We start from the raw sequence: 17,518 nt of genomic DNA on the forward strand, positions 1-17,518 counted from the left end.
GAAGAGGCGGCCGGCCGGGTGAGCGGTCACCAGGCTGTGACGGTTGCGGCCCGGTCGTAGCCGCACGTTCGAGTCGTACGTACATATCCGCGACCTGCACGGATGGCGATCACGCGCTGTACTGCTCGGGCTTCGGCGTCCGTGGCATGAGCACGGCGACCGCGTCCGCGACGCTGGCATTGCCGTCGATCACCGCGGCGACGACCTCGGTTCGAAGACCAGGCTCCAGTGCTTGCGCACGAGCCGCCGCTCCCCGCGATGTCCGGCATGGAACTCGAATACATCCGCTGATAGACGCCGCGGTAGCCGAGGTCCTGGAGCTCGGCGTACAGACGGATGACGTTTGTGTGTCCTGTTGCCCGGCATGGGAATTGGGTGAGCAATAGTCCCCGGGTTCCGTGTTCGTCCCCCGGCTCCTGGCACCACTGAGAGTGCCAGGACCTGGACCTGGTACCTCGTCCGGGTGACCGAAGCCCGTTCTGACCCAACCTCGCCCGTAGTGCGCAACCCTCATCCCTGTCGGGATTCCTTCAGTCTGGGTGAAGTCGTGGAGGCGTGGGTTGGCTCTGGCCGTAGTACGCGATCTGCGTGAGTACCGGGCGCCGGCGGGCGAGGAGGAGCTTGCCGCGTTCGAGACCGATGTGCTGGCGGGGTTCGTTCTAGCCAGGGCTTCGGCCGGTCTGGTCGACGGCACGATTCGCAGCGACACCAACCACCTGGAGCTGATCCGGGACTGGTTCGGCCGTCCGCTGTGGGAGATGGAGCCCGCCGACGCCGACGTCTATTTCGGCAAGGTGCTCCGCGACGCCAAACCCTCGACCCGGACCGGTCGGGCGGGTGCGCTGGCGGTGTTCTTCCAGTTCCTTGAGCTGCGGCACAAGGTCGAGCTGCACAACCTCACCGGCCGCGTGGTCGAGTGCCCGTTGGACGAGATGAACCGGCCGCGGGCCTCGGTGGATCCGCAGCTGCGGATCCCGCCCAGTGAAGCGGAGATCGAGGCGCTGTTCGCCGGGTGGCGTGAGGAGCTGGTGACCTGCCGCAAATTCGGCCCGGCCGCCCGCAATTACGCGGTGGCCCGGCTGGCGGCGGACGTGGGGCTGCGGATCAACGAGGCACGGATGCTCGACCTGGACGACGTCCGGTGGGAGCTGGGCCGCTTCGGCAAGCTCAACGTCCGACACGGCAAAGGTTCCCGCAGACGCGGGCCGAAGCCACGGCTGGTGCCGCTGATCAACGGTGCCGACCGGAACCTGCGGTGGTTCATCGAGGACGTATGGGGCCACTTCGACGCCGACCACACCCGGCCGGGCGCACCGCTGTTCCCCTCCGAGCGCAAGAACCAGGACGGTTCCTGCTCGCGGGCGACCGCCGACGTCTTCCGCCGGTCGCTGGCCGATGCCGCCGCCCAGCACCTGCCGACCTGGGCCGGGAAGCTCACCCCGCACGTGTGGCGGCACTTCTGTGCCTCCCAGCTCTATCTCGCCGGCATGACGTTGTTCGCCATCCAGGAACTACTTGGACATACCTGGACCGGTACCACGGCCCGGTATATCCACGTCCACGGCACCCATGTCGAAGACGCCTGGGTCGCCGGACAGCAGCGCGCAACCGAGCGATGGAAGGGACTGGCCCAGTGAAGTGGAACCTTCGTCTGGCGGCCGCCAACCGCGGCATCTGGAAGGCCAGCGAACTCCAGCGGATGCTCGCCGAGCGTGGCGTCGTGATCAGCGCGGGGAAGATGTCGGGGCTGTGGTCCGGTCAGCCGAACACCGTCAAGCTCGATGAGCTCGACGTCATCTGCGCGGTGCTCGGCTGCGGCGTCGAGGAACTGCTGCTGCCGGAGCGGGTGCCGGAGCCGACGTTGGCGACCGACTCGCAGGCCACTGCGGTGGGCCAGCCGCGCGCCTTCGCCCCACGTCCTCGCACAGGCAGGTCTCTGCCCCCTCGATGAACTGCGTGCACTGCGGCAAGCTGCTGCCCGAGGGCTCCCGGCGGGACCGGGCGTACTGCGACAACAAGTGCCGGGGCTTGGCCTCCTACTACCGGCGCAAGGCGGGCGTCCCACCCCCGCCACGCTGGCAGCACCCCGCCTTGAACTCGGACAACCCCGCGCTCCGGTCGGCCTCGGCCCACGCCGAACTACTCGGCGAGGCCAACGGATGGTCGCCGTCGCTCGTGCGGTGCGCGATGGACGGCCTGACGGCGGTGCTGGAGCACCGCCCGCCCGGCAAGCCCGTGAAGCTCACCGAAACCCGCACGCGAATACCTCGACACGCTTCCAGTTTTCGGGTCGCCGAAGTCCTCGCCGACCTGGACCTTCGGGAAGATGACAGCGCCTCGTCGATCCGCTCCTGGATCGACGACCGCACCGGCGAACTGCCCGCCGGATTCGCCGGCGACGTCCGCGCCTGGCTGCTGGTCCTCCTCGACGGTGACAGGCGCGCCAAACCCCGGTCCCGCACCTGTCTCTACGTCTACTTCGGCTGTGTCCGCCCCCTGTTGGAGAACTGGGCGACGACCCGTGATCACCTGCGCGAAATCACCGCCGCCGACGTCACGGCCGCGCTGTCACCCCTGCATGGATGGCAGCGTCGCAACGCCATCGCGGCACTGCGCTCACTGTTCCGCTTCGCCAAGAAGCGCGGCCTGATCTTCGCCAACCCCACCACCCGGCTCAGGACGGAGGACATCCCACGCAGCCTGCTGCCGATGACCGACGACGAAGTGCTCGCAGTCCAGCGGATCGCCGTCACCCCGGCGCAACGGCTGATCGTCGCCCTGGCTGCCGTCCACGCGGCCCGCGCTACGGCCATCCGTCGCCTCACCTTGGACGACCTTGACCTGCCCAACCGCAGGATCACCATCGCCGGACATGGCCAACGGCTCGGCGAACTGCCCCACCAGACCCTGCTGGCTTGGCTCGACCAGCGCCGGGCCACCTGGCCAAAGACCCCCAACCGGCACGTCCTGATCAACGCGAAGACAGCCCTGGGAACCGGACCCGTCAGCCCCGAATACCTTAAACGGCACCTGCTGCACCAGGGCGTCTACCTCGAACGCATCCGCGGCGACCGGGTACTTCACGAAGCACTGACCGCCGGCACCGACCCGCTGCATCTCGCCCTGATCTTCAACCTGTCCCACACCGCCGCGAGCCGCTACGCGGCCATCGCCCAAAACCTGCTCGACGACCAGATCGAGCAGACCGCCGAGATGCGGTCGGAAGGGAGAACGGGCGCTCTTGACGGCTGCCAGTGAAGGGATCCCCGGCCGAACGGTGCTGGCGGAGCTGACAGAAAAGACCGGCACGGCTTCTGTCGAGGAGCTGCCGTTAAACCAGTGGCGCCCCGTGGACGCGCCTCATAGCTTGTGCGCTCGTGACTGGTGATCCGCAGATGCGCCCGAATCGACATGACCTCGGTCGGGTGTTCAACGAGGTGCCCGAGCTCTACGACCGGGTCCGGCCGGGATACCCTGACGAGCTGTTCGCGGACCTTGTCACCGTCACCGGCATGGACGAAAGGTCGTCGGTGCTGGAGGTGGGCTGCGGTACCGGTCAGGCGACGCGCTCGCTGGCAACGCTCGGGTGCTCAGTGACCGCCATCGAGCCGGGCGCGGACATGGCCGCACTCGCTCGCCAGCGGATCGCCTCCTTCGGCAACGTCGAAGTCGAGACGTCGATGTTTGAGGAGTGGGACGACCACGGTCGACGCTTCGATGTCCTCGTGGCTGCGTCGTCGTGGCACTGGGTCGACCCCTCGATCGGCTGGCAGCGAGCGCACGACGTGCTCCATCCCGCAGGCTGGATGGCACTGCTCGGCAATGTCGTTGTCCGCCGAGTGGGAGAGTCGGAGGTGTACGCCGAGACCGCCGACCTCCACGAGCGGTTCTGCCCCGGGAACCCCGACTGGGGCCATCCTCCCCTGGAGGACGACGTGCGCACCACCGACGAGGGCTGGGGACTGGTCGACGACCCCGGAGGATTGTTCGGCCCAACGATCGTGCGCTGGTACCCGACCGTTCAGTGGTTCAACGGGGACGACTTTGCCGATCACCTTCGCTCGTTGTCGCTGTACCGGAGGCTCGACCGCGACGTCCGCGAGCCCCTGCTCGACGCAATCGCCGAGCGCATCCGCACGCGGATGGGCGACCGAGCATCCCGCCGTTACCTGAGCGTCCTCCGCGTCGGACAGCGCGCCGAGTGAGTCCAGTGGTGAAGGACTTGCCGATTCAGCGGCAACGGACCCACCGCACTTCCATGCCTGCCTGCCAAAGACGCCGTGGGTTCCCATTGAAAGCACCTCAGTCACGCTGAACTCACGGCCGACGGCCTGGTAAGAAGTCTGTCACCAGCCGCAAACTGTAGTTCTCAGCGGTTGAGGAGCGAGGCAGAGCGGGGCGTGGTGGCACATCCACTGATCTACTTCTGGGCAGTGCGTGGCGGGCCGGTTCATCGATCTTTCGCTGGCTCCCTCTCCCGTTCGGTTGGAGGGCCAGCGGTAAGGGCGAGAATGCGTGAGGGTCAGAACCCCAGGTCGCTCAGACCGGGGTGGTCATCGGGACGCCTGCCCAGCGGCCAGTGGTATTTGCGGTCGGATTCGGCGATCGGGAGATCGTTGATGCAGGCGAGACGGACCCTCATCAGGCCGTCTTCGCCGAAGTCCCAATTCTCGTTGCCGTAGGAGCGGTACCACTGGCCGGAGTCGTCGTGGCATTCGTAGGCGAACCGCACCGCGATCCGATTCTCGGTGAACGCCCACAGCTCCTTGATGAGCCGGTAGTCCAGCTCGCGGTGCCACTTGCGGGTCAGGAAGGCGACGATCTCTTCGCGTCCGTTGACAAACTCTGCGCGGTTGCGCCAGCGCGAATCCACCGTGTAGCCCAGCGACACCTTCTCAGGATCGCGTGAGTTCCAGGCGTCCTCTGCCAGCCGGACCTTCTCGATCGCCGTCTCCCGCGTGAACGGCGGCACGGGTGGACGTGTGGACATGACTGTTCCTCCCGGATGATGGGATCTGCGAGTAGCCGACAAATGCGGCTCATAGCACGGGCCAGGTACATGTAATCGGCCAGGCCGCCACCTTCCTTGATGGTCCCGCAGGCCGAGCTCGGTCAGCCGTTGCCGGAGAGGACTGGAATCTCGTCCAGGATGTGCGACAGCGCGTCGTCGCCGTCGTTGATGGTGCTGTTGTCAGTGCACTGCTGTTGCTGTTGCGCCGACAAGACGGGGACATCCTGCACGCCGACGTTGATCAGCGCGATGAGCGACTGGAGACCCAGCTTCCCGATCCCGAGGCACGGCTTGTTCAGAGTTCCCTGGATGGGACTCATCTGCGGAGTTGGTACTGGGTTGGCCCAGGCTCCGGTTGGCGTGGCGGCAAGCAGGGCGAAGGCGGCGACCACAGTCACTGCGATTTTGCGGATCACGATCGCTCCTTCTGCCACTGCGACTACTGACGCTGATATGTGGATCAATACTCATTGAAGTGACGGCGTGAGCGGCCCGCGCGCGGGTTCGCGCAAACGGATGACGTCAGGCCATGGGCCCGCCGAACAAACCGCTCAGCTTTCGATGGCACGCGCTCAAATCTCCTCCCTACCCTCCTCCCCGGGACAGGGCGAGCGCAGAGAAGGACGCGATGCCAACGAGGCCGGGGTCGGCCGCGGCAGGCTGACGGCGGGGTTCGCCGCGTTCGCGGGCCTGCTCGTCGCGAAGATCCGCCTCTGCCGTCCGCGTGATCCAGAAGCGAAGGGGCTGGTCGAGAGGGCCAACGGCTACCTGGAGACGAGTTTCCTGCCCGGCCGCACGTTCAGTGGCCCCGGCGACTTCAACACCCAGCTGACCACCTGGCCGGCCGTCGCCAACCGGCGCGTGCACCGCACCCTGCAGACCCGCCCCACCGAGCGGTGGGAGGCCGACCGGGCCGGGATGCTCACCCTGCCGCCCGTCGACCCGCCCGCCTGGTGGCGGATGCAGACCCGGATCGGCCGCGACCACTACGTCCGCGTCGACACCAACGACTACTCCGTGCACCCCGACGCGATCGGCCGCATCGTCACCGTGCTGACCGACAATGACGAGGTCCTCGCGCTGGCGCCCGGCGGCGTGATCGTCGCCCGCCACCCCCGCTGCTGGGCCCGCCACCAGACCATCACCGATCCCGACCACGCGGAGGGGGGCAAGACGATGCGCGGACAGCTGCAGCACCATCAGCAGGCCGCACGCCAGGCGACAGCCCAGGATCCCTCTGGCCCGCTCGTCGAGGTCGAGCAACGCGAACTCGGCTCCTATGACCGGCTGTTCACTATCATCGAAGGCGGCGGCGACAGCGAGGCCGGCTGATGCCCCGCACCACCACCGCCCCGACCGAAAGCACCATAGCGGGCCGCAGGACCGGCTCCCAGACGGCCGCCGGCCTCGCCTTCCCCTCCCGCGGGATGAAGGCCCCGGCCCTGCTGGACGCCGCAGACCGGCTCGCCGAACGCGCCCGCAAGGAGTCCTGGACCCACGCCGAATACCTCGTCGCCTGCCTCCAACGCGAGGTCTCCGCCCGCGAATCACATGGCGGCGAGGCGAGAGTACGGGCCGCCCGTTTCCCCGCGATCAAGACGATCGAGGAACTCGACGTCGCTCATCTGCGCGGCCCCGCCCCATGGTGATCCACTACTACGACGAGATCTACCAGGGCCAGGGCATCGCAGCGCGCTGAGAACCCAGGTCAGGACGGGACCGCCGCTGAGCGCCCCCGGCTTGAGAAGATGGCCTACGGCCACAAGACCGAGCACCGGCTGCGGATGCGCGCGCAGATCGTGCTGCACGCGGCGCGCGGACGCACGGCCCCAGGGACATCGGCCTGCGGCCGATCCTGCCTCGCCGGACGGCGGGTGGGCCCTACCTGCGGCGGCAGCGGTCACTCGGCTGTGAGCGGCTTGGGGATGTGGTCGGCAGTTCGAAGCTCCTGCAGACCCGGGGGTGTTGAGGTACCTGCGGGGACTCCGAGCGAGGCCCCCGATTGCGGGTCCGCCGACAGTGACATGGGCAGGCCCGCGCTCAGCGACGTGGGGCGGTCGGGCGGGTCCGACCGTGACAGTCATTCAGTCAGTGCCTCGCGGTGATAGGAAGCCAGGACTTCTTGTGGGCCGACATCCGGCCTGCCGGCCAGCAGCTGCGGGCCCTCGGCGCGGAGGATGGCCGCTCTCTGAGCGTGGTCCGAGCCAGTGGTACCCGATGCGCCGGGACCACTGGCTTCTGGCCACTGCCATGCTGTGAATGGTTGTCGCGCGGCCGGGGCGGTCAGAGATGACGCGCCACGAAATCGGCCACCTGGGTGCCGAGTTGCTGGCCCGCGCGGTTGTCGAGGGAGGTGTGCTGGCCGGACCAGATCCGGCTGAGCCACGCTTCGGTGGCGGCGTCCTGGAAGCCGGCGAAGGTTCGGGTGACGCCCTTCGATGTCACCGCGAGATGATGCCGCGCACCATAGAACCCGGCGAGCGTCGTTGCCGCAGCCTGACTGAGAGCGCCGTGAGCGCCGGGATATGACGGATCCGGTGCGGTCGCCAGCAGGGGGGTCCAGTTGGGATCGCCGACGATGCTCGGGTTGTAGTGCGTACCGCCGAGCCGGATGGCGTCCACGGGCCGCCATACGCGGTAGGCGTACTTGGCGTCGTACATCGCGATTGTGGTGTCGGCGAGGGACAGGTCGAGCCGGGCGAAGACCTTCACCGCCTTCTCCAGGCTCGCGTTCTGGGAGGTGACAAGGCCCTGCGCGACCTGGTTCCAGACGTTCCAGACGGGTGCCGCCGCCCAGAACTTCGCGGCTGCCGTCTGATCGGGGGTGCGGGTGGTGCTGGTCTTGCTCCCCAGGCTCTTGACCTCGTTCAAGGCGGTGGCGTAGGCGGCGCCGCTCACGGCCGGCGGTGGTGTCGGGCGGAACTGGCGTCCGCTGGTCAGCACGAACGGCTTGACCGAGCCCCAGTCGGTGAACACCGGTGCCGGGAACTTGGGAGGGGTGGGCCGGTAGTCACCGGCCTTGTTGCCGGGGCGGAACCGCGGCGGCTCGGCTGAGGACCCGTCGTTGGACCGCAGGCTGATCAGTCGGCGGGCGACCGCGGCTCCCACACCAATGCCCGCCTGCTTGCCCGGGCCGCCCGGAATCGCGGACAACTGGCTGCTCAGCCGCTGGTCCACGCCTGCGCGCTTGGCCGGGTACAGGGCGACCAGCACATCGTGGGCTGCCTGGTCCGCTGCGGCATCCGCACGAGCGCCTCCTGGCGCCGACACCGAGAACACGTAGGCGGGGCCGGCCCGGGTGATCGATACCACGGCGTCGTACTCGGCGGCCTGGAGAAGCGCGAAGCTGCGCGTCGGTTGGACGGTGGACGGCTGCGCCTTCGGATCGCCGAGGATGGTGATGAGCTCGCGGTTCCACTCCACGACCGACATCCCCGACCCCGTCGCGGCGGTGCGCAGGGCTGGCGAGTGAGCGGTGGTGGACCCGAAGGCCGGGCTGGTGAGTCCGGCTGCCAGCACGGTTCCGGCAAGTATGGCGAGTGTCTTCTGCTTTCCACCCATGTTCTGTGGCTCCTTGTCACTGGTGGTGGGCTGTGGCAACTGGCGGTCATGCACGTGGCTCATCTGGGCCAGCCACGCGAGCGTGATGGTGTCGGAGTGGTGCGGGCCGGCCGCCAGGTCGGGATGGCGGCGGTCGTGGCGGAGGAGTTGTTCGGCGGTTTCTGCGACCGGGCCGGGGCCGGGGTCGTCCAGGGCCATCCGGACCATGAGGGCGGTCCGGCGTAGCAGCCAGGCGCGTTCGGCGGCCGTCGCATCGTTGCCCTTGCCGCTGTTCGGGGTGACGTCCACGCTCACACCTCCGCCGGTACGCGGGGGCCGGCGCCGCAGCGTTGACACAGCACCGTGTCGTGGTGGGGGCCGCCGTGATCGAGGGCCGATGGGTGTGCCGTGGACCGCATGGGTACGTGGACCGGGCCCGGGCGGCCGTCGATGGGGCACGGCTTGTGGGTCGCGAAGACCCACTTGGCGGGGGCGTCGGGTGACCCGGCGCCGCGGCCGCCCCCGGTAGCCCGTCGCTGTGCTGCAGTGCCGGCCCCGGCAGGGGGTCGCAGCTCGTGCGGAGCGTACGGTCCGGTCATGGCGAGCACCTCAGGCAGGCGCGGACTTCGCGGCCGCTGCCCGTCTGGTGGACCTCGGTGGACTGGGCGAGGTATTGGACGATTCCGGTGCCGCGGCCGTGTTCGTCCGGGGCGATGTCGGGGCGAAGGTGCTCCACGGCCGTTCCGGAGTCACTGACCACGATGTGCAGAGTGCCGTGGTCGAGGACGAGCAGCAGGGTCATGCGCTCGCGTCTGTACTGGGCGGCGTTGGCGGCGAGTTCGTCGACGATGAGGACGGCGGAGTCCCGTTCGCTCGCGGGTACGCTCCAGGTCTCCAGCAGATCGGCCGCGAAGTGACGGGCGGCGGAGACGTGTGCCTCCTGCGCGGGCAGGGTGCGCAGTGCCTGGCGGCGGCAGGGCCGACCAAGCAGTGAAGTCGGGCTGGCGGAATCGGTCACAAACATGGTCTTCTGGCTCTTCTGTGGGTTGGCTGAGACCGGAACGGGGTGACCGCAAATAATTTCGGGGGCGGTCGGTGGGCCGGATCCTGATCCTGCATGGGCGCGCTCATTGAGTTCCACGGACGACACATGCCGGACGGTTCGAACTATTCACCTCTTTTGTTCGGATTCTTGCGAGTCATGTCAATGTCGGCGTCTGGCTGGGCTCAGCCGCCTCTGCCCAGAGCTCGCTGACGGACATCCCCTGCCCGCATCTCGGCTGGGTCGCGGTTCTCGGCGTGCAGACGTGCTGAATCCTCTTCTCCGGGCTGTACGGACTTCGGGGAAAAAGTAGAGTTGTGCACGCCCCGTCGGCCCACTCACCCGGTCCACCGGTCTTGAGGCCGCCCGGTTGTTGTCGACTGCCCGGGGACCCTCTCCGCTGAGGGCCCGGCCTTTCGAAGGCGACGTCTTCTTGGCCTCTTGTGCCACCATGCGCTCACGCCCAGCTGCTGTCGTCATGTCACTGGGCGGCCGGGCCGTCCCGTGACATGACCGCCACGGCCTGGCCTCACGCCCGAATGGTGACCAGCTTCTGACCGTTGCCTGCGAGGATCTCAAAGTGCTCGATGGCTCCCGGAGCCATGGCGACCGCTCCTGGGATCGTGGTGCCGGGAGGGTACTCGCCTGCCCGCCAGGTAGCGCCGTCCGCCCTGGCCCCGCCTGGCCCGACCGCCTGCAACCGGCAGGTGATTCCGGCGGGTGCCTCCCTGGCGGAGATCTGCAGGAGACTGCCCCAGGCAGAGGGCGAGACCTTCACCGAGGCGGAGACACCGGTGGTGGGATCGCTTCCGGAGAAGGTGCGCCAGGTAGTCGGCCCGGGTGGCTTCGCCTGACTGCCCACAGATCCGACAGCCGCCAGCCACGTGCCGCCGGCCGCTGCCGCGATGAGCATCAGCGAGACTGCAGCGCCGGCCAGTTGCAGACGCCAGGACTTGCGGCGCCTGGCCGCGGCCTGCTGGAGCAGCCTCTCCAGCACACCCGCCTCTGGCGTCTGCGACACCGCGGGCGCGGCGGGCCGTTCGGGCAGGGAGCCCTGCGCGCTTTCGGCTGCCCGTGCCACCAGCCGGTCGGTCAGGTCCCTGTCGGCCGTCGGCACCGTCTGGCCTGAGGCTTCGGCTTCGGTCACCGTCGCCAGCAGCGCAGGCAATCCCGCCAGCTGGACGTGTTCGGCCCGGCATTCGGCGCATGCCGCGAGGTGGACGCGCACCTGTTCCATGTCGGCCGGGGGCAGCGTGCCCAGGACGTATCCTCCCAGCGTCAGCCGGAGGGCGTCGTGCTCCGCACTCATGGTCACCGCCCCCTGCCCGCCACGGTCATGGCTCGATCCTCCGTTCCTGCAGCGCCAGCCGCAGGGCGTGCAGGGCGTAGTACGTCCGCGACTTCACGGTGCCCAGCGGGATGCCCAGCACCTGGGCGGCCTCCGCCATGGTCCGGCCCCGGTAGTAGGTCTCCAGCAGGGCGACGCGGTGGTCCGGGGACAGTGACCGGACCGCGTCGGCCACCGCCCAGCTCTGCAGGGCCTGCTCGATCTCGTCCTCGCCCGGTTTCTGCTCGGCGGCTCGCTCCAGCACAGCGCCGCCGACCTCGGCCGGTCTGGCCTGCCGGGCCCGGCGGGATGCTGCCACGCTCGCAGCAGCGTCTCCTGCACCACGTCCTCTGCCCATTGCCAGTCTCCTGAGGTCAGTCGCAGCACGTAGTGGAACAGGGGCCCTGCGTGCTCCGCGTACAGAGTGCGCAGCAGTTCCTCATCTACGGTCGAAAGGGTCCCTTTATCAGAGACACGGTGCGCGGAGCGATCCGGATCGGTCCTTGGACCACGCTTTCAGGAACTCCAGGACATAAGACGATCATCACGCGCATGTGTCGCTTTATCCTGCACGAGCAGCTCGGCGCCGGTCACGCTTGTGAGTGCCGAGGGTGGCACGTCCTTGTGGCGTTACTGGGAAGTTCCGGTACAGGGTGCCGCTGCCCACGCCCGCGCCCGGATGCTCGGACCGCACCATCCGCCGACGCCTCAAAGAGTGGTCCCGGCAGGGGATTTCCAAAGCGCTGCACGCTCTCGCCCGGACAACAAGACCTACGGAGCCCTCGCCGGAGTGATCATCTTCCTGGTGTGGCTGTGGATCACAAACCTGGCGATCCTCCTGGGCCCGGAATTCGACGCGGAGATGAACCGTCAGCGTGCTGTCGCGGGCGGTCACCCGGCCGAGAAGGAGCCGTATGTGCAGCCACGCGACACCCGGAAGTGGGACGAGGAGGACCGCCGCCGTTTTGAATCCTGAGCGCTGTGGCGCCGTCGCGTTGTACCGGCCGTTCACCGGCGGCGCTGGGTAGCGCGCTGTCGCCCGGGCAGGCGTGAGGGCATGACTTCTACTGATCGGCAACCCCCAAGCGGGTCCCTTCCAGTGGGTCACACCTCTGCAGCAGATGTCGCGGAGGAATTGCTGGCCCTGAGGGAGGAAAGCCGTCAACTCAAAGAGGGAATGCTGGCCCGTGCCCGTATCTTTGCGGACCTCGCCGGTGACGGTTTCCTCGTCGGTGCGCTCGTCGGTGGTGAGGCGGACCCGCTCGGCCGGCCCGGCCTTGGTCTCCACCACGGGCCGCTCGGCGTGCAGCGTCACCTCGTGCTCGGCTTCGCTGATGTCCGGGCCTGCCGTGGCCTCACAGTTGGATTCGGTGACCGGTTCGCGTTCGACGCGTACCTCTTCGTGGCAGACGGGGACGGTCTGCTGCACCTCTTCGGTGACGACGTACTTGCGCTGCCAGGCCCGGCCGACTCCTGGCGTTCGGTGCCGATGTGCATCACCGGTGGCTTCCGTGCCGGTGCTGGTGCCGGCGGTTCCGGCTTCGCCGTCGGTGCGGGCCCAGCTGGCGGTTCCGGGCTGTTTGGCCTGCTGCCAGGCGGCGTCCCAGTCGATGCCGTAGTGCTCGTACAGGCGGTGTTCTTCGCCCTCGGACAGGTGGCCCCCGGCGTCGACGTCAACGTTGGGGGCGTCCTTGACCTTGTCCTTGGCGTAGCGGACGACCTCTAGGGCCGGGGCCGGGGCCGGGCTCGGGCGATGAGTATGGCGACGTCGTCGTGGTCGTCCGGATCGCGCAGTGCGTCCAGGAGCCGGTCGCAGGTTTCTTCCGAGGTTCGGTCGGGGCTGTGCAGCAGTTGGAGGAGGAGGTCCAGGCGCTCGTCGATGGCGTGGTGGCGGGTCTCGACCAAGCCGTCGGTGTAGAGGACCAGTTGGTCGCCGGGGGCCAGGCCGAAGGTGGTGACTTCGAAGGCGACACCGCCGACCCCGAGGGGTGCGCCGGTGGGCAGGTCGAGCAGTTCGGGGGGCTCGCCCGTGCGCATCAGCACGGGGGGCAGGTGTCCGGCGACAGCGATGTGGCACAGGGCGCGGTGCGGGTCGTAGATGGCGTAGGCGCAGGTGGCGTACTGCTCCAGGTCAGCGGTGATCTTGTCGAGGTGGTGCAGCAGCTCGGTGGGTGGGAGGTTGAGGTCGGCCAGGGTGGAGGTAGCGGTGCGCAGGCGTCCCATGGTGGTGGCGGCGCTTATGCCGCTGCCCATCACATCGCCCACGACCAGCGCGGTCCTGTCTTCCGCGAGGGGGATGACATCGAACCAGTCGCCACCGACTTCAATGGTCGTCCCGGCGGGCCGATATCGGGAGGCGATCTCCAGGCCCGCCTGCTGCGGTGGGAGGTCCGGCAGCAGGCTGCGCTGGAGGGTGACCGCGGTGTTGCGTGCGCCTTGGTACAGACGGGCATTGTCGATGCAGACCGCGGCTCGGTCGGCCAGCTCACCGGCCAGGAGGAGGTCGTCGTTGTCGAAGGGCAGCGGGTTGCGGGCGCGGGTGAGGCCCAGGGTGCCGAGCACCTCGCCACGCGCGATCAGGGGCGTCAAGAGATAGCTGTGGACGCCGGCGCGGGCCAGGATGGCGGCGGCCTCGGCGTCACGGGCGATACGGGCCAGGTCCCGCTCGCCGACGTGGGGTACCAGGATGGGCCGGCCGGTCCGCACGCACTGAGTGGCCAGGCGCTCCGCGCCGTAGCTGGCGAGGTGGCCGGGAAGGTCGGCGGCGCGGACGGCCCCGGTGGGGTACGCGGCTTTCACGGCGAGGGCGCGGAAGAGTGCTCTGCCTGCCCCGGGTGCCGTCGGGTGGCGGTCGTTCAGGATGGAATCCAGGATGTCCACGGCCGCGATGTCGGCGAGCTCGGGGACGGCGACGTCGGCCAGCTCGCGGGCGGTCTGTTCCACGTCCAAGGTGGTGCCGATACGGGCGGAGCCGTCGGCGATTAGGGCGAGGCGCTGCCGGGCACGGTGCCGATCGGTGACATCCACCAACACGATGGCTACCCCGAGTACCCGGCCGCCGGGACCGTCGAGCCGGTAGTAGGAGACTGACCAGGCATGATCGTTGTCGGGGTCGGCCGGAGTGCGCCCCACGCTGTGCTGGTCGATCATGGGCTTTCCGGACGTGAGGACTTGCCGCAGCGCGGCCTCGATCGCATCGACCTCCAGGAAAGGCAGGGCCTCGCGGACTCGTCGCCCGAGGTGGTCTTCGGCGGGGACGCCGTTGATCTGCGCCAGCGCCGGGTTGACGGCCACGTACCGCAGGTCGGTGTCCAAGACGGCCAGCCCGATCGGGGACTGCGAGACCAGCCGCGTGGACAGGGCCACGTCCCGTTCCACCTGGCGCAGGGCCGCCTCGTCGGTGGCGATGCCCAGGGCATAGAAGTCACCCCGGTCGTCCAGCAGCCGCATGTTGCGGAACTCCACCAGCCGGGTACTGCCGTCCTTGTGCCGGACAGGGAAGGCGCCGGCCCATCCCTGTCCCGTCCTCATGACCTCACTGAACAGCCTGATCATCAGGTCCACGTGCTGCTCATTGACCAGCAGCCGTGCCGCGTACTGGCCCAGCGCCTCGTGCGAGGTGTAGCCGAACAGCTCCTCGGCCTGCGGGCTCCACAGCACGATCCGCCCCTCGGCATCCAGCAGCACAGCCGCGACACTGAGCAGATCCAGCAGCTCGCGCGGCTGTCTCGGCCCGGAATCCGGCTGGTCACCCTCGGCACCGAAGGGATCGGCTGTCCTCATCCAAGCACTCCCTCCGCCTGCCAGCGTGACACGCCGCCCTGCGCCGGCTTCAGGCTGTGGGCTGTGTCCCCTGCACCTCGCACTGCTTCCATGGTCCCCCGGATCTGCGCGGCCGCACGGTCGCCCGATACAGCTCGCCGCGCCCCAGGCCTCAGCAGAGGAGCACAAAGCTCCGGCCTCCCGGGTCCAGGGGTGGGCGGCGCGGGTGGCGGCGAACAGGCCGCCCCCGATCCGGGTCTCGTTCTCAGAGGCCACACGCAACGGAACGATCCGGCGGGGCGGAGGCCGCAGCAGCGCAGCATCCAACCCTCAGTCGGCTAACCACCGTCACCGCACCGGCTCTCCCCGTACGCCACCAGGGCGAGCGGGATGGCGCAGGGGGGGCGCGCGGGAGAGTAGACCAGCGATTCCGTCGGTTGTGACTGCCTATTCGTGACGGCTACGGCCGATGCCTGATCGGCCGTATGGCATCAAGCCGGCGTCGCACGGAAGCGCGGTCACGGCCCCTCAGCCGGCCGCTCTGTGCTCGGCGGTGGGCTGGGGACACGTAGTCCTCAGTCAGAGGCCGCGGGGGTAGAGGCCCCGAGCCGCTGGCTTCCTATGACCGAGAGCAGTCGGAGCTTGTCGTGGTCTTCCGTGCCGGGGATCGCGGTGAACACCAGCAGCGATTGGGCCTGGTCCGGGTCGACGAGTGTCTGGCAGTGCAGGGAGAACATTCCGACCTGCGGGTGCAGGATTCTTTTGCGGTTGGTGTAGGAGATACCGACTTCGTGCTGGGCCCACAGTTGTGCGAACTCGGAGCTCTCCGCGCACAGACGGTCGGCGAGCGCGGCGGCGTGTGAGCCGCGGCCTTCGCGGGAGGCGACCGTGCGGAGCTGGGCCACGTAGACACGGCTGTGCGTCGGGTGGTCCTCCGAAACGTAGTTCGTACCTTCGTTCGGATCAGTGAACCAGCGGTAGATGATGCTTCGCGCGAGCCCGGTGAATCGTGTCTGGTCACTGAGCAGGGCTACTGCCAGCGGGGTCTGCACGATCGTCTCGCCGGTGGCGGTGACGACCTGCGCGGGGGTGTCCTCAAGGCGATCGAGGATGCGCATCATGCCGGCGTTGACGTGGTCGTCGCGTGTGGTGCGGGCCGGTGCGTTGTGGCCGGCGAGGACGAAGAGGTGGTCGCGTTCGTCGAGGGTGAGCCGGAGCCCACGAGCGATCGCGGTGATCATCTGCTCCGAGGGCTGTGGTCCGCGGCCGCGTTCGAGACGGCTGTAGTAGTCCGTCGACATTCCGCACAGCGCGGCCACTTCTTCGCGCCGTAGCCCCGGCGTGCGTCGGCGCTGCCCCGGAGGAACGCCGACGTCGTCGGGTTGCAGCACCTCTCGACGCCTACGGAGAAATGTCGCCAGGCCGCTCTGATCCATATCGACACTGTGCCTCACCCGGATACGGCTATCCACTGTCTGCCAATCCCAGGCTGAGCTCTCAGCCTGGGTCCGGCGGGCAGGGGATAAGCAGGCACTGGATGACTTCTCGGATCGCAGGTCAACTGGTCACCGGGTTCGACAACAGCACCTCGAACCCCTCCAGAGCGACCAGCGACCAAGGAGTCATCGTGAGCACCACCCACAAGATCGCCGTCATCACCGGAGCCAACCGAGGTCTCGGACGCGCATACGCGCTGCATCTCGCCCAGGCAGGTGTCGATGTAGTGGTGACCTATCGAGGCAACCGGGACGAGGCCGAGGAGGTTGTGTCCGCTGTCACGGATCAGGGACGTTCCTCCGTCGCACTGCGGCTCGACACCAGCGTCGTGAACACCTTCGCGGACTTCGCCGAGCAGCTCGGCACCGAGCTCCAGGCGCGCTGGGGCAGGACCACGTTCGACTTCCTCGTCAACAACGCCGGCACCGACCTGACCGCCCCGTTCGCCGAGACGACCGAGAAGGACTTCGACGACCTGGTGGACGTACACCTCAAGGGCGTGTACTTCCTGACGCAGACCCTGCTGCCGGTGCTTGCCGACGGCGGCGCCATCGTGAACGTCTCCAGCGGTCTGACCCGTTTCGCCGTCCCGAGATCTCCGGCGGACAGAGCCTGTGAACGGCAGACCGGCAGGGGCAACGATTCCGATGAGGGATCTGACCGGCAAGACGGCCCTGATCACGGGCTCCGCCCGAGGCATCGGCAAGGCGATAGCCCTGCGCTACGCACGCCTCGGCGCGAACATCGTGGTCAACTACGCCTCCAGCGCGAAGGAAGCCGACGCGACGGTCGCAGAGATAGAGCATCTGGGCGCGGAGGCGATCGCCGTACAGGCCGACATGTCTGTCGTCCCTGACATCGAGCGCCTCTTCGCCGAAGCCGCCGAGCGTTTCGGGCGGATCGACATCGCTGTCGCCAACGCGGGTGTCGAGCTCATCGGCATCGATTTCCTCGACATCACCGAGGAGCAGTTCGACCGTCTCTTCGCCATCAACACCCGGGGCACCTTCTTCACCCTCCAGGCGGCGGCGCGGCACGTCGTGAACGGCGGCCGGATCATCTACGTCGGTTCGAGCACGACGACCGTGCCGGTCCGCGGCGAAGCTGTACGGGTCGAGCAAGACAGCACCGCGCTACGCCGTACAGGTCCTGGCGCAGGAACTCGCTGACCGCGGGGTCACCGTCAACACGATCCTTCCCACGGCGATCGTGGGCGCGGGCGTGTTCACCGAGCCAGACCCCACCCACCCGGTCCGGCAGTTCGTCGCCCGGCCCGGGCGCATCGGTCGTCGGATGGGGACCGTCGACGAAGTCGCGGACGCCGCCGAGTACCTCGCCT

13 protein-coding genes and 5 pseudogenes are annotated in these 17,518 nt (G+C 68.4%); 9 read left to right on the forward strand and 9 right to left on the reverse strand.

Features of this window, described 5'->3' with window-relative positions; all coding sequences use genetic code 11:
• Positions 1–560 precede the first annotated feature (560 nt).
• From OG798_RS52570 to OG798_RS52585, 4 genes are all read left to right on the forward strand, one after another.
• Positions 561–1,637, forward strand: a complete 1,077-nt coding sequence (locus OG798_RS52570; RefSeq protein ID WP_328759895.1) for a tyrosine-type recombinase/integrase — start codon at positions 561–563, stop codon at positions 1,635–1,637.
• Positions 1,634–1,951, forward strand: coding sequence for a helix-turn-helix domain-containing protein (locus OG798_RS52575; protein ID WP_328759896.1), 318 nt, complete (start codon positions 1,634–1,636; stop codon positions 1,949–1,951). The genes OG798_RS52570 and OG798_RS52575 overlap by 4 nt, the downstream gene beginning before the upstream one ends.
• A complete protein-coding gene (locus OG798_RS52580) occupies positions 1,948–3,258 on the forward strand; it encodes a hypothetical protein (protein ID WP_328759897.1) in 1,311 nt (436 codons plus the stop codon). The genes OG798_RS52575 and OG798_RS52580 overlap by 4 nt, the downstream gene beginning before the upstream one ends.
• 137 nt (positions 3,259–3,395) lie before the next feature.
• On the forward strand, positions 3,396–4,205 hold the full coding sequence (locus OG798_RS52585) for a class I SAM-dependent methyltransferase (RefSeq protein ID WP_121413335.1): 810 nt from the start codon (positions 3,396–3,398) through the stop codon (positions 4,203–4,205).
• A 317-nt stretch (positions 4,206–4,522) separates the two neighbouring features.
• On the opposite strand, the gene OG798_RS52590 is transcribed toward OG798_RS52585, so the two are convergent.
• Together OG798_RS52590 and OG798_RS52595 are read right to left on the reverse strand one after the other, a co-directional pair.
• Entirely contained in the window at positions 4,523–4,990 is a 468-nt protein-coding gene (locus OG798_RS52590; protein ID WP_095850074.1) for a nuclear transport factor 2 family protein, read from the reverse strand.
• A gap of 122 nt (positions 4,991–5,112) precedes the next feature.
• Positions 5,113–5,385 (reverse strand): rodlin, encoded by a 273-nt coding sequence (locus tag OG798_RS52595; RefSeq protein WP_435864196.1) that lies wholly within the window; start codon positions 5,383–5,385, stop codon positions 5,113–5,115.
• Positions 5,386–5,572: 187 nt separating this feature from the next.
• Between OG798_RS52595 and OG798_RS52600 the strand changes: the two genes are divergently transcribed.
• On the forward strand, positions 5,573–6,343 hold the full coding sequence (locus OG798_RS52600; protein ID WP_328759899.1) for a Mu transposase domain-containing protein: 771 nt from the start codon (positions 5,573–5,575) through the stop codon (positions 6,341–6,343).
• Positions 6,343–6,660: an ATP-binding protein gene (locus OG798_RS52605; RefSeq protein ID WP_328759900.1), complete on the forward strand. Its 318-nt coding sequence runs from the start codon at positions 6,343–6,345 to the stop codon at positions 6,658–6,660. The genes OG798_RS52600 and OG798_RS52605 overlap by 1 nt, the downstream gene beginning before the upstream one ends.
• 634 nt (positions 6,661–7,294) lie before the next feature.
• Here OG798_RS52605 and OG798_RS52610 read toward each other — a convergent pair.
• From OG798_RS52610 to OG798_RS52625, 4 genes and pseudogenes are all read right to left on the reverse strand, one after another.
• Positions 7,295–8,860, reverse strand: coding sequence for a vanadium-dependent haloperoxidase (locus OG798_RS52610; protein ID WP_328759901.1), 1,566 nt, complete (start codon positions 8,858–8,860; stop codon positions 7,295–7,297).
• 286 nt (positions 8,861–9,146) lie between these two features.
• On the reverse strand, positions 9,147–9,569 hold the full coding sequence (locus OG798_RS52615) for an ATP-binding protein (protein ID WP_373558873.1): 423 nt from the start codon (positions 9,567–9,569) through the stop codon (positions 9,147–9,149).
• Between the two features lie 553 nt (positions 9,570–10,122).
• Positions 10,123–10,902, reverse strand: a complete 780-nt coding sequence (locus OG798_RS52620; protein WP_121418061.1) for a zf-HC2 domain-containing protein — start codon at positions 10,900–10,902, stop codon at positions 10,123–10,125.
• 25 nt (positions 10,903–10,927) lie between these two features.
• Positions 10,928–11,352: pseudogene (locus OG798_RS52625) on the reverse strand (sigma factor-like helix-turn-helix DNA-binding protein).
• 331 nt (positions 11,353–11,683) lie between these two features.
• Between OG798_RS52625 and OG798_RS52630 the strand changes: the two are divergent.
• Positions 11,684–11,896: pseudogene (locus OG798_RS52630) on the forward strand (YhjD/YihY/BrkB family envelope integrity protein); the annotation flags it as partial.
• A 279-nt stretch (positions 11,897–12,175) separates the two neighbouring features.
• Here the strand turns inward: OG798_RS52630 and OG798_RS56955 are convergent.
• The 3 genes and pseudogenes from OG798_RS56955 to OG798_RS52645 all read right to left on the reverse strand — a co-directional run.
• A pseudogene (locus OG798_RS56955) lies at positions 12,176–12,349 on the reverse strand (DUF2382 domain-containing protein); the annotation flags it as partial.
• A gap of 293 nt (positions 12,350–12,642) precedes the next feature.
• Complete coding sequence (locus OG798_RS52640) at positions 12,643–14,703, reverse strand: SpoIIE family protein phosphatase (RefSeq protein WP_121413331.1); 2,061 nt, start codon at positions 14,701–14,703, stop codon at positions 12,643–12,645.
• Positions 14,704–15,257: 554 nt separating this feature from the next.
• Positions 15,258–16,118 (reverse strand): helix-turn-helix transcriptional regulator, encoded by an 861-nt coding sequence (locus tag OG798_RS52645; protein WP_328759902.1) that lies wholly within the window; start codon positions 16,116–16,118, stop codon positions 15,258–15,260.
• Positions 16,119–16,309: 191 nt separating this feature from the next.
• Here OG798_RS52645 and OG798_RS56960 point away from each other — a divergent pair.
• Both OG798_RS56960 and OG798_RS52655 read left to right on the forward strand, forming a co-directional pair.
• A pseudogene (locus OG798_RS56960) lies at positions 16,310–16,714 on the forward strand (SDR family NAD(P)-dependent oxidoreductase); the annotation flags it as partial.
• Between the two features lie 112 nt (positions 16,715–16,826).
• Positions 16,827–17,514 (forward strand): annotated as a pseudogene (locus OG798_RS52655) (SDR family NAD(P)-dependent oxidoreductase); the annotation flags it as partial.
• Positions 17,515–17,518: the final 4 nt, after the last annotated feature.

This window comes from Streptomyces sp. NBC_00271, from assembly GCF_036178845.1.
GTDB lineage: Bacteria > Actinomycetota > Actinomycetes > Streptomycetales > Streptomycetaceae > Streptomyces.

Bases quoted from the DNA above. Each gene is read 5' to 3' on its own strand.
- OG798_RS52590 (WP_095850074.1), bottom strand. From the start codon at position 4,990: ATGTCCACACGTCCACCCGTGCCGCCGTTCACGCGGGAGACGGCGATC.
- OG798_RS52600 (WP_328759899.1), top strand. From the start codon at position 5,573: ATGGCACGCGCTCAAATCTCCTCCCTACCCTCCTCCCCGGGACAGGGC.
- OG798_RS52605 (WP_328759900.1), top strand. From the start codon at position 6,343: ATGCCCCGCACCACCACCGCCCCGACCGAAAGCACCATAGCGGGCCGC.
- OG798_RS52620 (WP_121418061.1), bottom strand. From the start codon at position 10,902: ATGAGTGCGGAGCACGACGCCCTCCGGCTGACGCTGGGAGGATACGTC.
- OG798_RS52580 (WP_328759897.1), top strand. From the start codon at position 1,948: ATGAACTGCGTGCACTGCGGCAAGCTGCTGCCCGAGGGCTCCCGGCGG.
- OG798_RS52645 (WP_328759902.1), bottom strand. From the start codon at position 16,118: ATGGATCAGAGCGGCCTGGCGACATTTCTCCGTAGGCGTCGAGAGGTG.
- OG798_RS52585 (WP_121413335.1), top strand. From the start codon at position 3,396: ATGCGCCCGAATCGACATGACCTCGGTCGGGTGTTCAACGAGGTGCCC.
- OG798_RS52640 (WP_121413331.1), bottom strand. From the start codon at position 14,703: ATGAGGACAGCCGATCCCTTCGGTGCCGAGGGTGACCAGCCGGATTCC.